Origin of the sequence: Alistipes sp. (genome assembly GCF_048465575.1) — a bacterium.
Taxonomy (GTDB): Bacteria; Bacteroidota; Bacteroidia; order Bacteroidales; family Rikenellaceae; genus Alistipes.
Genome location: NZ_DBFWLG010000040.1, coordinates 148,139 through 161,264, shown reverse-complemented (window position 1 = coordinate 161,264; position 13,126 = coordinate 148,139). Strand labels below are relative to the sequence as shown.

Genomic DNA, 13,126 nt, shown 5'->3' with positions numbered 1-13,126 from the left:
TCACCTTTCACCTTTCACCTTTCACCTTTCACCTTTCACCTTTCACCTTTCACCTTTCACCTTTCACCTTTCACCTTTCACCTTTTTCGCTTTGCTCCTCTTCACCCTACTCGCCCTTGCCGTCACGACGGCCGCCGTTTTTCTGACCCCGCTCAAGTCGAAAGCGTGGACCGCGCTCCTGCTGATCGCCGCCGCAGCCGGTTATGCGTCCATCCGGGCCGTCGGCGTGCTCTCGGGCGCCGATGCGGGGCTGCTGTGGGAGTTCCAGGCTCCGCTCTTCGGCACCGACACGGGTTCGATGGACCCGCTTTCGGCCTTTTTCGTGCTGCTGATCACCATCGGGTCGGTGGCCGCCGCGCTCTACTCCAAGGGCTACCTCACCGAACACCTGGCGGACAAATCCCCGGCCCACGTCTCGCTGCACTACACGGCGCTGGTCGTGCTGGTCCTCTCGATGCAGGGCGTGGTCACCTCCGACGGTGGCTACTCGTTCCTCTTCGCGTGGGAGCTGATGACCATTGCGTCCTTTCTGCTGATTCTCTACGACGCCCGGCGACGCGAGGTGCGGCGGGCTGCGCTGAACTACCTCATCATGATGCACGTGGGCTTCGTGCTGCTCGTCGTCGGCTTCGTCCGGCTCGACGCCGCCGCGGGCTCCGCTTCGTGGAGCGCCCTGAGCGCCTTTTTCCGCACGCAGCCCGCCCTGCCGCTCTACCTCGTCTTCCTCGCGGGTTTCGGCATCAAGGCGGGCCTCTTTCCGCTGCACGTCTGGCTCCCCGAAGCCCATCCGGCAGCCCCGTCGCACGTCTCGGCCCTCATGTCGGGCGTGATGATCAAGACGGGCATCTACGGCATCCTGCGCACCACGGCCGCCATCGCCGACCCCGACCTGCTCCATACCGCGGGCGTCGTCCTGCTCGCGGCAGGCATCGTCACGGGGCTGTGGGGCGTCGTTCTGGCCGCGTCGCAGAACGACATGAAGCGCCTGTTGGCCTACTCCTCGATCGAGAACATCGGCATCATCCTCCTGGGCCTGGGGATCGCCGCGCTGGGCAAATCCGCGGGCAACAGTCCCATGGCCCTCGCGGGCCTGGCGGGCGCCCTGCTGCACACGTTCAACCACTCGCTCTTCAAGTCGCTGCTCTTCTTCGGCGCGGGCAACGTCCTGGCGCGCACCCGAACCACCTCGCTCGACGCGCTGGGCGGCCTGTCGAAACACATGCCCCTCACCACGCTGCTCTTTCTCACGGGTTCGGCGGCCATCTGCGCCCTGCCGCCCCTCAACGGGCTGGTTTCGGAGCTGCTGATCTACCTGGGGCTGCTGAACGGCATTGCTTCGGGCAGCGACACGCTCCTCTCGGCCGGAGCACTGGCGGCGCTGGCGCTGATCGGAGGGCTGGTGGTACTGGCTTTCACCAAACTCTGCGGCACGGTCTTCCTGGGATCGCCCCGCTCGCATGCCGTGGCCGAAGCCTCGGAGGCCGACAGCATCTCGATCGCCGCCATGGCGATCCCGCTGGCGGGAATCCTCTTCGTCGGGCTCTTCCCCGCCACGGCCGTGGGCGTAGTCATCCGTGCCACGGGCTTCTTCGTCGCCACCCCCGCCGACGCCTCCCAGTGGCTCCTCTCGCCCGCCCTCGCTGCCCTCAGCCGCACGGCGTGGCTGCTTCTTGCGTTCGTCGGACTGCTGCTCTACGTGCGCCGCCGGTTGCTGCGCGGCCGGCGCGTGACGGCGGGTCCGACCTGGGGCTGCGGCTTCACGGCGCCCAACGACCGGATGCAGTACACGGGAGAATCCTACTCCGAGGGGCTTCAATCCATCGTCCCCTCCCTCACGCAGCAAAGCGGCGAGGGCACGGCCGTCCCCAAAGGCGAGATATTCCCTTCGGCCCACACGTTCGACATCCGCCGCAAGGACCGCATCGACCGCCTCTTCTCGGCCTGGTGGGTCGAACTGCTGCGAATTCTCAACCAGCGCGTCATGCGCCTGCGCACGGGCAAGATCAACCACTACGTGCTCTTCGCGCTGGCGTTCCTGGCCCTGGTATTTCTCCTGTCCATACTCAATCTGATTTAACGATGAGTCTGCTGAATACAATCCTGCTCCTTGTGACGGCCCTCCTGATTCCGGGCCTCGTCAACCGCACGCGGGCGCGCCTGTCCGGCCGCCGGGGCATCCGCTTCGCCCAGCACCTCTACGACGTACGGCTGCTCTTGCGCAAGGGCGCCGTCTACTCCCCGACCGTCTCGGCGCTCTTCCGCGCCGCCCCGTCGGTGGTGCTGGGCACGGCGCTGGTCGCCGCGCTGATGATCCCGGTCGGCGGCCTGCCGCCGCTTCTCTCATTCGAGGGCGACCTGGTCGTTTTCGCCTATGTGCTCGCCCTGGGCCGCTTCGCCCTCGTACTGGCGGCCCTCGACACGGGCAGCGCATTCGAGGGCATGGGCGCCAGCCGCGAAGCGCTCTACGGCGCGCTCCTGGAGCCCGCGCTGATGCTCTCCCTCGGCACGCTGGCGCTCCTGACGGGTCACGTCTCCTTTGCGCGCATCTTCGCCGAAAGTGCCCCGGGCGACCCCGAGACGACCGTCGTGCTGCTCCTTGCAGCCGTCCTCCTCATGAAGATCGTCTTCGCCGAGAGCGGCCGCATCCCCGTCGACGACCCGCGCACGCACCTCGAGCTGACGATGATCCACGAGGTCATGTGCCTCGACTACTGCGGCGTCGATCTGGCGTTCATCCGCATGGCCGGCTGGCTCAAGACCGCCGCCCTCTCGATGCTCGCCGCCAATGCCGCCGCTGCGGCTCTCTCGCTCGGCTGGTGGGCCGCGGCTCCGCTCGCGGTCGTACTGACGGGCCTCTCGGTGGGCCTGGTCGAATCGACCCGCGCGCGCAATAAACTGGCCCGCAACACCACGTTCCTGCTCACCGTCGCCGCACTGGCTTTCGTGCTCTTCTTCACGGGCTGCCTGCTGCGACTCAACATCGGTATCCAATGATCCTCCCGCTGCTCCTGCTCTACACCCTCACGCTCGTCTACCTTGCGATCACCGAGCGATTCCGCAATTTCGCCCTGCTCGTCGGCTTGCAGGGCTGGCTGCTCTTCGTCATCGCGCTTCTGCGCCTGCACGCCGCCGCTGCGCCCGAACTGTTGTTCGTGGCGGCCGAGACCCTCGCATTCAAGGGCCTGCTGGTGCCGTGGCTGCTGCTGCGGATCATCCGCCGCACCCGCACCAACCGCGTCCTGCGCTCCGGCTCGACGCAGTTCCACGCGCTGCTTCTGTCGCTCGGGGCGCTGGCCGTCAGCGCTTCGGTCACCCGTTACATCGACGATCCGGCCGTCGACCCGCTCTTCTTCGGCGTGGCCTTGTACGCCCTTTTGAGCGGCCTGATCCTGATCGTCCTGCGCCGCCGCATCTTCGCGCACATGGTCGGCTTCCTGGCCATCGAGAACGGCGTATTCCTCTTTTCGACAGCCATCGGCGTCGAGATGCCGCTGCTCCTCAACGTCGCCATCCTGCTGGACATCCTCATCTCGGTGCTCATGCTGGGCCTCTTCTTCACCCGGATCGACCTCCGGCTCCACGCCGGCGACGCCGATTCGCTCACCCGCGTAAAAGACTGACCCATGATCTGGCTCTATCTCCTTTTATCGGTCCTCACGGCTTCGGCCGCGCTGCTTGCGCGCAGCCGCCGCGCCGTCCGTCTCTGCGGCGCCCTTTTCTATACGGTGCAGGCCGGCCTGCTGGCCTGGCTCTTCTCCGCGGGCGCCGGCACCGGCTCGGGTTCGTGGTTCGCGTTCGACGCCACGGGAATTCTCTTCTACGCCCTGCTGGTCGTCGTGTCGCTCTTCGTCTTCTTCCACTCCGAGGCCTACCTCGCGGGCAGCGACCCCGCCTCCGCGCGGCTCTATTTCGCGCTTCTGATGCTCCTCACCGCAGCCATCGCCGGGGCCTATTTCGCCTCGAACCTGGCCGTCACGTGGATCTTTCTGGAGGCCACCACCCTCTGCTCGGCGGGCATCATCTACCACCGCCGCACGGCGCAGGCGCTCGAAGCGGCTTGGAAATACGTCTTCGTCTGCTCGACGGGCATCGCCACGGCCTACCTGGGCATCCTGCTCCTGGCCGCCGCCACGCGGAGCGAATCCCTCTCGTACGACGCCCTCACGGCGGCCGCCGCCGCGGGCAACCCGCTCTACCTGAAGACCGCGTTTCTTCTGATCCTCTGCGGATACAGCTGCAAGATGGAGCTTTTCCCGCTCTACACCGTGGGCGTCGACGCCAATTTCGCGGCCCCCTCGCCCGCCTCGGCGCTGATCTCCACGGGGCTCGTCAACGCCGGGTTCGTGGCCATCCTGCGCGTCTACCGCACGCTCGCCGCCACCGAGGTTTTCCCCTGGGTGCGCTCGGTGCTGCTCCTCACGGGGGTGCTGTCGCTCGTGGTCGGCGCGCTCTTCCTGCGCCGCACCAACAACTACAAGCGTTTTCTCTCCTACTCGACGGTCGAGAACATGGGCATCGCCGCCATCGGGCTGGGTATCGGCGGCGCCGGGGTCTGGGCCGCTGTCTTCCACGTCGTCTTCCACACCTTGATCAAGAGCAGCCTCTTTCTGCAAATGGCCGTCGTGCGGCAGGTCTACAATGGCTACCGCATCAACCGCCTGGGCGACTACATGCGCATCAACCGCGTGGGCGCCGTGGGTCTTCTGGCGGGCATGGTCGCCCTGGCGGCCTTTCCGCCCTCGCCGCTCTTCCGCTCCGAGCTGACGATTCTCTCCCAGGTCGTCTCGGCGGGCAGGTGGTGGCTCGTGGCGGCCCTGCTGCTTCTGCTCTGCATCGTCATCTGGTCGTTCTGCTCGCGCCTCTTGCGGCTCTGCTACCAGCCCAACCAGGACCGCCTGCACCCCTCGCGCGCCGACCGGCGCCTGTCGTGGTCGGCGCTCACGCTGCTGCTCGCGGCCCTGGTCGCGGGGCTGTGGCAGCCCCGGGCGCTTTTGGAACTCATCGACCGAATCGCTACGCTATGAACTGGTACATCACCGACAACACCGCGGCCGCCGTGCCGCTCGAACTGATCCCCGAAGTCTCCTACGCCGCCTTTTACGACGACCTGAGCCGGCGGCTGGCCGACCCGCGCTACCACGTGGCCCACTATTTCGCACTCCCCGACGGCGACCGGATGCGCTTCTACTGCCTCCTGCTCGACGACGAGCAGTCGCAGGTCCTCGTCGCCTCGCACGCCCTGGGCTACTACGAAGAGACCGCCCTGCCCTCTCTGACGGCCCTCCATGCGCAGTTGCACCCGTTCGAGCGGGACATCGCCGAGCGCTATGGCGTGGAGTTCCGCGACCTGCCGTGGCCCAAGCCGCTGCGCTTTGCGTTCGACCGCCGCAACCGCTCGAGTTCGATCGACAACTACCCGTTCTACCGCATCGAGGGCCGCTCGCTCCACGAGGTCAATGTCGGACCGATCCATGCGGGCATCATCGAGCCGGGCGCCTTTCGCTTCATCTGCCACGGCGAGCAGGTCCTCCACCTCGAGATCGCCCTGGGCTATCAGCACCGCGGCGTCGAACACGCATTCGAAAGCACCGACAACCGCCTCAGACAGTTTTGTCTGGCGGAATCCGTCGCCGGCGACAGCGCCGTCGCACACGCCACGGCCTTTGCCGAAGCCGTCGAGAAGCTCACGGGCCACGTCCGCCCCGCCGAACTGGAGCGCGAGCGGACCCTGGCTCTCGAACTCGAACGCATGGCCATGCAGATCGCCGACACGGGGGCCCTGGCGATGGACATCGGCTACCAGTTGGGGCAGGTGGCCTCCGAGGCCCTGCGCACCATGACCATCAACACCACCCAGGCGTGGTGCGGCAACCGCTTCGGCAAGGGGCTCGTGCGGCCCCACGGCACCGATCACCCGCTCACCCCCGACACGGCCGCGATGATCCACCGCAACGTCCGCGAAATCGCCCGCCGCTTCGACGAGGTGCGCCACGATCTGAAATCGGCGCCCTCGGTGCTGGCCCGCTTCGAGCAGTGCGGCACGGTTCCGCGCGAGGAGATGCTCCGCATCGGCGGCGTGGGCCAAGCGGCCCGGGCCAGCGGCGCGCCGCGCGACATCCGCACCTCGCACCCGTGGGGCAGCTACGCCAAGTGCCTGCACCACCGCAGCATCGTCAAGATGCAGGGCGACGTGATGGCGCGCCTCACGCTCCGCTGCCGCGAGGTGCTGCAATCGGCCTCGTACATCGACCGCCTGCTGGAGCTTTACGAGCGCAAATATGCCGCCGGCGAAAATCCCTGCCCGTCGCCCGACTATACGGCGCCGCTCCGGCCCCGCTCGCTCGCATTCGGACTCGTCGAGGGGTGGCGGGGCGAGACCTGCCACGTCCTCGTGACCGACGAGGCGGGCCGGATCGCGGCCTGCCGCATCGCGGACCCGAGCCTGCACAACTGGCTGGCCCTAGCGCTGGCCGTGCGCGGCGAGGGCATCTCCGATTTCCCGATCTGCAACAAGAGCTTCAACCTCTCCTACTGCGGCCATGATCTGTGAGTTCCGCCCGGCACAGCCCACTTTTCACTTTTCACCTTTCACTTTTCACCTTCCATGATCCTACCCAAAATACGCGTTTTCAAAAGCCACGGCCGGCAGGCGATCCCCGACCTGGACGCCGTGGAGCTGACCCCGGCTTTCAGGGGCCGGCCCGTGCTGACCGCGACCGACGAGATACAAGAGCTGCAAAGCGCCGCGGCGATCTGTCCCACCGGAGCGCTCTCGGCCGAGCCGTTCACGCTCGACCTGGGCCGCTGCCTCTTCTGCGGCGAGTGCGCCCGCCGTGCCCCGCGCAACGTGCGCTTTACAAACGACTACCGCCTCGGCTCGCCCACCCGCGCAGGGCTTGTGCTGCGGCCCGGTCAGCTGTCGGTTCCGTTCGACCCCGCGGCCGTGCGGCCCGAACTGGGTCGCTTTTTCGGCCGCACGCTTCAGCTGCGCGAGGTCTCGGCCGGCGGCGACGCCTCGGTCGAGATGGAGCTCAACGCAACGGGCAACGTCAATTTCGACCTCGGCCGCTTCGGCATCGGCTTCACCGCCTCGCCGCGCCACGCCGACGGCGTGGTCCTCACCGGTCCGCTGACGGCGAACATGGCAGAGGCTTTGCAACTGTGCTGGGATGCGGTGGCCGAGCCCAAGGTACTCGTCGCCTGCGGCACGGAAGCCGTCTCGGGCGGTCTGTTCGCCGACAGCCGCGCCGTCGACCGCACCTTTCTCGACATCCACCGGGTCGATCTGTGGCTGCCGGGCGCCCCGACCCATCCGATGACCTTCATCGACGGCATCCGCACCCTGCTGGGCAAAAAACAACGCAACGCATGATGCAACCGCTTCGAACCATCTTCTTCTCGTTTCTCAAGATCGGCCTCTTCACTTTCGGCGGAGGCTACGCCATGCTGCCGCTGATCGAACGGGAGCTGATCGTCAAACGCAAGTGGATCGAGCAGGCCGAGTTTCTCAACCTGCTGACCCTCGCGCAGTCGGTCCCAGGTCCCATCGCCGTCAACACCTCGGTCTTCGTGGGCTACAAGGTCCGCGGCCTGCGCGGCGCGGCAGCAGCGCTTTTGGGTACGGTGCTGCCCTCGTTCGTCATCATCCTCGTGATCGCGCTCTTTTTCGCCGACATCCGGCAGAATCCTGTCGTCGACGCAGCGTTCAAAGGGATGCGTCCGGCCGTCGTGGCGCTCATCATCGGTCCGGTGATCTCCCTGGCCCGCGGGCTGCACTGGACGATGCTCGCCGTCATCGCCGCCACGGCCCTGGCGGTCTGGTGGCTCGGCTGGTCGCCCGTCTACGTGCTCGCCGGAGCCGCCGCCGCGGGCATCGCATGGGAGTTGTGCATAAGCAAATTAAAAATGAAAAATTAAGAATTAAAAATGATATGGAAGCGAAAGCAAAACCAATGCGGAACAGCAATTTCACAGCTGCCACCTCAACGGACAGATTTCCAATTTTTAATTCTTAATTCTTAATTCTTCATTCCGTATGATTCTCTGGCAACTCTTCATCAGCTACCTCAAGATCGGATTTTTCGGATTCGGCGGAGGCTATGCCATGCTCTCGCTGATCCAGAACGAGGTGGTCGTCCAGCACCAGTGGCTCACCAACGCCCAGTTCGCCGACATCGTGGCCGTCTCGCAGATCACCCCCGGTCCCATCGCCATCAATTCGGCCACTTATGTGGGTTACACGGTCGGGATGCAGACCGGACATCTCTGGTGCGGCATCCTGGGCTCCGCGATCGCCACATTCGCCGTCTGCATGCCGTCGCTGACGCTGATGATCCTGGTGGCGCGCTTCTTCATGCGGCTGCGGAACAACCGCCTGGTCGAGGGCGCCATGCGGGGCATGCGTCCCGTGGTGATCGGCATGATCGCCGCCGCGGCCCTGCTCTTGATGTTCCCGCACGGTAACAACCCCGACGACCGCAATTTCATCGACATCTGGAGCTGGCTCCTCTTCGGCGGGGTCTTCGCCGGTTCGTGGTGCAAGGTCAACCCCATTCTGCTGATCGTCCTCTCGGCCGGCGCGGGCATATTGATCTACTACGTTTTATAAAAAAAACACACGCAGAAACCCCATCTCAGACGGCCGCGATCAACGCCCCTCCGGCCAGCAACAGCAGCAGGAACACGAGCAGAAAGAGCAGCCCCAAAATAGCCACCACCGTCCCCACGCAGCCCCAGCGCTTGCCGCCGTCGGGCAGCGGGTCGGTCAGCAGCGCGACGATCAGCCCCACCACGGGCGTAAGCAGGAGGCTGATGAGAAACGCCCAGCCGAAACCGATGCGCCGCCGGCTGCCGACGATTCCCACCAGCACCGAAAGCAGCGACCCGCTCAAAATACCGAATACAAGGGTAAGTATACTCATATCGTTTCCAATTCACAATACCTGGTCGTTTGCACCTCCAAGCAAAGGGCGTTCCGGCTTGCGCTCACGAACCGAGTATTCATCGAATTTCCGGATGGCAAGTCCCCTCGCATGCCGCTGTCCCTGTTCCGCATCCTTTCCGGAGACTCATTTAGCCCCTTTTCCGCCCGGGTCCATGCCGATTCTTAAAAAAAGTCGTATTTTTGTACCACACAAAAATAGAATTTATGACAGACTCGAAATCGGCAGCCATGGAGCTCGGCACCGAGCGTATCCGCAAGCTGTTGGTGCAATATGCCGTCCCGGCCATCATCGCCATGACGGCCTCGTCGCTCTATAACATGGTCGACAGCATCTTCATCGGCCACGGCGTCGGCCCCCTTGCCATCTCGGGGCTGGCGCTGACGTTCCCGCTGATGAACCTGGCGGCGGCGTTCGGCTCGCTGGTGGGCGTGGGCGCCGCCACGCTCATCTCGATGCGCCTGGGCCAGCGGGACTACGAAACCGCACAGCGCGTGCTGGGCAACGTCGTGGTGCTCAACCTGGTGATCGGCGTGGTGTTCGGCGCGCTGGCGCTGGTGTTCCTCGACCCCATCCTCTATTTCTTCGGGGCCAGCGAGGCCACCATCGGCTATGCCCGCGAGTACATGACCGTGATCCTTGCGGGCAATGTCGTCACGCACATGTACTTGGGACTCAACGCTGTGCTGCGCGCCTCGGGACACCCCCGCAAATCGATGTACGCCACCGTCAACACGGTCGTCATCAACACCATCCTCGACCCGATCTTCATCTTCGGCTTCGGCTGGGGCATCCGCGGCGCGGCCATCGCCACGGTGCTGGCGCAGGTCATCTCGCTCGTGTGGCAGGTGCGCATCCTCTCGAACAAGAACGAACTGCTCCACTTCCGCCGCGGCATCTACCGCCTGCGCCGCAAGATCGTCGGCGACATGCTCTCGATCGGCATGTCGCCCTTTCTGATGAACCTGGCGGCCTGCTTCATCGTCATCCTGATCAACAAGGGGCTCAAGCAGTACGGCGGCGACCTGATGATCGGCGCCTACGGCATCGTCAACCGCCTGGCGTTCTTCTTCGTGATGATCGTGCTGGGCATCAACCAGGGCATGCAGCCCATCGCGGGCTACAATTTCGGCGCCCGGCAATACGAACGGGTGCTCCGGGCACTCAAGTTGACGATCATCGGCGCCACGTGCATCACCTCGACGGGCTTCCTGATCGGCGAGCTGGCGCCGCGCCTGGCCGTGTCGCTCTTCACGACCGACCGCGAGTTGATCCGACTCTCGGTCGAGGGCATGCGCATCGTCTTCGTCTTCTTCCCCATCATCGGCTTTCAGATGGTGGCCACCAATTTTTTCCTCAGCATCGGCATGGCTTCGAAAGCGATCTTCCTCTCGCTCTCGCGCCAACTGCTGTTCCTGCTGCCGGGGCTGTTGTTCCTGCCCCGGCTTTTCGACGAGCTGACCCGCTGGGACGGCAGCTGGGGCGTCTGGTGCGCCATGCCGCTCTCGGACCTCCTGGCCTCGCTGGTCGCTTTCTTCATGCTCACATACCAACTGCGGAGATTCCGGGCGCAGATCGCGGCCCGCTCCGCCAACGAATCGTAGCCCTATGCAAGAGAAATTCGTCATCAACATCGGCCGCCAGATAGGCAGCGGCGGTCGGACCGTCGGGGAGCTCATCGCCCGGCGGCTGGGCGTGAAGCTCTACGACAAGGAGCTGATCAACCTGGCGGCCGAGGAGAGCGGCCTCTCGCCCGAAATCTTCGAAAAAGCCGACGAGAAAGAGTCCAAGGGGCTGTTCCCCACACTGATGGGCTACCTGCGCGCCCCGTTCGCGGGCGACGACGGAGGCTGCACGAACGTGCTGTCGAGCGAGGCGCTGTTCCAAATCCAGAGCGACGTGATCCGCTCGGTGGCCGCCCGCGAGTCGTGCATCTTCGTGGGGCGCTGCGCCGACTACATCCTGCGCGAACACCCGCGTGCGGTCAGCGTCTTCATCACGGCCGACGACGCCTGCCGCATCCGTCGCATCCGCAACCGCAGCGGCTGCACGGAGGAGCAGGCCCGCGCCACGATGGCGCGCATCGACGCCAAGCGCGCGGCCTACTACAACTATTTCAGCTCGCGCACCTGGGGCGTGGCTTCGACCTACCACCTCTGCCTGAACTCGTCGGTGCTGGGCGAGGAGGGCTCAGCCGATCTCATCCTGGAGTTCGCGGCCCGCAAACTGAACACGAAATTTTAAGATATGGTATTAGCCGAACAGATCAAGGAGATCGAGCAGCGACGCGAAGCGCTGGAACGCTGTCTGAACATCGAGCAGAAGCGCATCGACCTCAGAAACGAGGAGGAGAAGACCCAGGAGCCCGCTTTCTGGGACGATCCGGCCGCCGCGCGCGAACAACTGCGCAAGGTGGCCGGGATCAAGGCGTGGGTCGAGGAGTACGACGCCATCCGCCGCGAGGTCGAGGACCTTGTGCTGATGCCCGATTTCGTGCGTGAGGGTGTGGTCACGGAGGCCGAGATGGACGAACAGTACGCACGCACGCTCGAACGCATCGAGAAACTCGAGATGCGCAACATGCTGCGCCGCGAGGAGGACAAGCTGGGCGCCATTCTGGACATCAACGCCGGAGCCGGAGGTACCGAAGCGCTCGACTGGGCCTCGATGCTCATGCGCATGTATACCCGCTGGGGCGAGGCGCACGGCTACAAGGTCCGGGTGCTCGACTACCAGGCGGGCGACGAGGTGGGTGTCAAATCGTGTACGCTCGAATTCGAGGGCGACTACGCCTACGGCTACCTCAAGAGCGAGAACGGCGTGCACCGCATGGTGCGCCTCTCGCCTTTCAACGCCAACAACAAGCGGCAGACCACCTTTGCGTCGGTCTTCGTCTCGCCCGCCGTGGACGATACGATCGAGATCACGGTCAACCCCTCGGACATCGAGTGGGACACGTTCCGTTCGTCGGGGGCCGGGGGGCAGAACGTCAACAAGGTCGAGACGGCCGTGCGCCTGCGCTACCACGGCAAGGACGCCGATACGGGCGAACCAGTCGAGTACCTGATCGAGAACATGGAGACCCGCTCGCAGCTGATGAACCGCGAAAACGCCATGCGGCTCCTCAAATGCAAGCTGTACCAGCGCGAACTGGACAAGCGCATGGCCACGCAGCAGGCGCTCGAAGCCTCGAAGAAGAAGATCGAATGGGGTTCGCAGATCCGCTCCTACGTCTTCGACGACCGCCGCGTCAAGGACCACCGCACGGGGGTCCAGACCTCGGCCGTCGAATCGGTGATGGACGGCTGCCTGGATGAGTTCATCAAGGCCTACCTGATGGAGTTCGGGGCCACGTCCTGAACGTCTTAGGAAACGAACCTCCCGAGCATCCGGGCCGTGCGGATGCGCCACACGCCGTCTTCGCCGCGGACCAGCACCATTCCGTGCACCTCGGCGTTCTCCGTCAGGATGCTGACATAGGCGCGCCGCGGGTCCTGCTCCAGCAGCACGTAGTTCACCACGAACGGCTTGCCGATGCGCAGTCCGTCCATCAGCCCGCGCCGGACGGGGACATAGACGTTGACCCGTTCGAGCACCTCGGGGTGCATGTCATTCTCCCAGGCCATCCTCAGGCATTCGGTCAGTTTGCTGCGCAGCGCCGGGGTCATGTAGACCACGCTGTCGGCCGGTATGCGCATCTCGGGCCGGAAATCGGAGATGACGAATTTGCGCAGTCCGCGCGGGAAATCCTGCAAGGAGTTTTCCAGCTCGCGGAACTCCTCGGGGCAGGGCGCGGGCTTCCCGGCCAGGCTGTCGATCGAGAGCAGGAAGCGTTCTACCTGCCGGAGCGAACTGTCGCGGGGCAGCACAAAAAAACTGATCTGGGCCTGACAGGTCGCGTAGCGGCTCGGGTGTGGACGGCGGATGAGCCGGCGCGCCAGCAGCACCCGTTCGTCGCTCAGGTCGCGGTAAATGTCGTACACCGAGCGCGTGTAACCGCCTGTCGGAGGCGTGTTGGCGCGCACGTTTTGCTGCGTGCGCACGAACTCCTCTTCGAAATCGTGCAGCAGCACGCGCACCGAATCCCGCGACTCCTCGGGAGCGGCGCAACGGTTGCCGGAAAGAGAGGCCATCGGCAGCAGGGCCGAAAGCAGCAGCAGCGAAAGGCAGGGTTTCATGGTCGT

General features: G+C 65.0%; 13 protein-coding genes. 11 read left to right on the top strand and 2 right to left on the bottom strand.

Features of this window, described 5'->3' with window-relative positions; translation table 11 throughout:
- The 8 genes from ACMQ11_RS10900 to ACMQ11_RS10865 all read left to right on the top strand — a co-directional run.
- On the top strand, positions 1-2,077 hold a 2,077-nt coding region (locus tag ACMQ11_RS10900; RefSeq protein ID WP_418992804.1), incomplete at its 5' end, for a proton-conducting transporter membrane subunit.
- Positions 2,078-2,079: 2 nt separating this feature from the next.
- A complete protein-coding gene (locus ACMQ11_RS10895) occupies positions 2,080-2,994 on the top strand; it encodes a respiratory chain complex I subunit 1 family protein (RefSeq protein WP_418992803.1) in 915 nt (304 codons plus the stop codon).
- Positions 2,991-3,620: a hypothetical protein gene (locus tag ACMQ11_RS10890; protein ID WP_418992802.1), complete on the top strand. Its 630-nt coding sequence runs from the start codon at positions 2,991-2,993 to the stop codon at positions 3,618-3,620. The genes ACMQ11_RS10895 and ACMQ11_RS10890 overlap by 4 nt, the downstream gene beginning before the upstream one ends.
- 3 nt (positions 3,621-3,623) lie before the next feature.
- Entirely contained in the window at positions 3,624-5,024 is a 1,401-nt protein-coding gene (locus ACMQ11_RS10885) for a complex I subunit 5 family protein (RefSeq protein ID WP_418992801.1), read from the top strand.
- A complete protein-coding gene (locus ACMQ11_RS10880) occupies positions 5,021-6,550 on the top strand; it encodes an NADH dehydrogenase subunit (protein WP_418992800.1) in 1,530 nt (509 codons plus the stop codon). The genes ACMQ11_RS10885 and ACMQ11_RS10880 overlap by 4 nt, the downstream gene beginning before the upstream one ends.
- Positions 6,551-6,604: 54 nt before the next feature.
- A complete protein-coding gene (locus ACMQ11_RS10875; RefSeq protein WP_418992799.1) occupies positions 6,605-7,372 on the top strand; it encodes an NADH:ubiquinone oxidoreductase in 768 nt (255 codons plus the stop codon).
- The gene (locus ACMQ11_RS10870) at positions 7,372-7,917 is read left to right on the top strand and encodes a chromate transporter (RefSeq protein WP_418992805.1); all 546 of its coding nucleotides are present in this window, start codon (positions 7,372-7,374) and stop codon (positions 7,915-7,917) included. Before ACMQ11_RS10875 ends, ACMQ11_RS10870 begins: the two co-directional genes overlap by 1 nt.
- A gap of 118 nt (positions 7,918-8,035) precedes the next feature.
- Positions 8,036-8,608, top strand: a complete 573-nt coding sequence (locus tag ACMQ11_RS10865) for a chromate transporter (protein ID WP_418992798.1) — start codon at positions 8,036-8,038, stop codon at positions 8,606-8,608.
- Positions 8,609-8,633: 25 nt separating this feature from the next.
- Here ACMQ11_RS10865 and ACMQ11_RS10860 read toward each other — a convergent pair whose 3' ends face one another.
- The gene (locus ACMQ11_RS10860) at positions 8,634-8,921 is read right to left on the bottom strand and encodes a hypothetical protein (protein ID WP_418992797.1); all 288 of its coding nucleotides are present in this window, start codon (positions 8,919-8,921) and stop codon (positions 8,634-8,636) included.
- A 227-nt stretch (positions 8,922-9,148) separates the two neighbouring features.
- On the opposite strand from ACMQ11_RS10860, the gene ACMQ11_RS10855 reads away from it, so the two are divergent.
- Genes ACMQ11_RS10855 through prfB form a run of 3 tightly spaced genes read left to right on the top strand, consistent with a single transcriptional unit; the run spans position 9,149 to position 12,302 of the window.
- A complete protein-coding gene (locus ACMQ11_RS10855) occupies positions 9,149-10,546 on the top strand; it encodes an MATE family efflux transporter (RefSeq protein WP_418992796.1) in 1,398 nt (465 codons plus the stop codon).
- Positions 10,547-10,550: 4 nt separating this feature from the next.
- Positions 10,551-11,186: an AAA family ATPase gene (locus tag ACMQ11_RS10850; protein ID WP_418992795.1), complete on the top strand. Its 636-nt coding sequence runs from the start codon at positions 10,551-10,553 to the stop codon at positions 11,184-11,186.
- Positions 11,187-11,189: 3 nt separating this feature from the next.
- Positions 11,190-12,302 (top strand): peptide chain release factor 2, encoded by a 1,113-nt coding sequence (prfB, locus tag ACMQ11_RS10845; protein ID WP_418992794.1) that lies wholly within the window; start codon positions 11,190-11,192, stop codon positions 12,300-12,302.
- Positions 12,303-12,307: 5 nt separating this feature from the next.
- Here the strand turns inward: prfB and ACMQ11_RS10840 are convergent, their stop codons facing one another.
- On the bottom strand, positions 12,308-13,120 hold the full coding sequence (locus tag ACMQ11_RS10840) for a hypothetical protein (protein WP_418992793.1): 813 nt from the start codon (positions 13,118-13,120) through the stop codon (positions 12,308-12,310).
- Between the last annotated feature and the right edge of the window lie 6 nt (positions 13,121-13,126).

Excerpts from the sequence above, each read along its gene's own strand:
- ACMQ11_RS10895 (WP_418992803.1), top strand. The coding sequence starts at position 2,080 with ATGAGTCTGCTGAATACAATCCTGCTCCTTGTGACGGCCCTCCTGATT.
- ACMQ11_RS10890 (WP_418992802.1), top strand. The coding sequence starts at position 2,991 with ATGATCCTCCCGCTGCTCCTGCTCTACACCCTCACGCTCGTCTACCTT.
- ACMQ11_RS10885 (WP_418992801.1), top strand. The coding sequence starts at position 3,624 with ATGATCTGGCTCTATCTCCTTTTATCGGTCCTCACGGCTTCGGCCGCG.
- ACMQ11_RS10880 (WP_418992800.1), top strand. The coding sequence starts at position 5,021 with ATGAACTGGTACATCACCGACAACACCGCGGCCGCCGTGCCGCTCGAA.
- ACMQ11_RS10875 (WP_418992799.1), top strand. The coding sequence starts at position 6,605 with ATGATCCTACCCAAAATACGCGTTTTCAAAAGCCACGGCCGGCAGGCG.
- ACMQ11_RS10870 (WP_418992805.1), top strand. The coding sequence starts at position 7,372 with ATGCAACCGCTTCGAACCATCTTCTTCTCGTTTCTCAAGATCGGCCTC.
- ACMQ11_RS10865 (WP_418992798.1), top strand. The coding sequence starts at position 8,036 with ATGATTCTCTGGCAACTCTTCATCAGCTACCTCAAGATCGGATTTTTC.
- ACMQ11_RS10860 (WP_418992797.1), bottom strand. The coding sequence starts at position 8,921 with ATGAGTATACTTACCCTTGTATTCGGTATTTTGAGCGGGTCGCTGCTT.
- ACMQ11_RS10855 (WP_418992796.1), top strand. The coding sequence starts at position 9,149 with ATGACAGACTCGAAATCGGCAGCCATGGAGCTCGGCACCGAGCGTATC.
- ACMQ11_RS10850 (WP_418992795.1), top strand. The coding sequence starts at position 10,551 with ATGCAAGAGAAATTCGTCATCAACATCGGCCGCCAGATAGGCAGCGGC.
- prfB (WP_418992794.1), top strand. The coding sequence starts at position 11,190 with ATGGTATTAGCCGAACAGATCAAGGAGATCGAGCAGCGACGCGAAGCG.
- ACMQ11_RS10840 (WP_418992793.1), bottom strand. The coding sequence starts at position 13,120 with ATGAAACCCTGCCTTTCGCTGCTGCTGCTTTCGGCCCTGCTGCCGATG.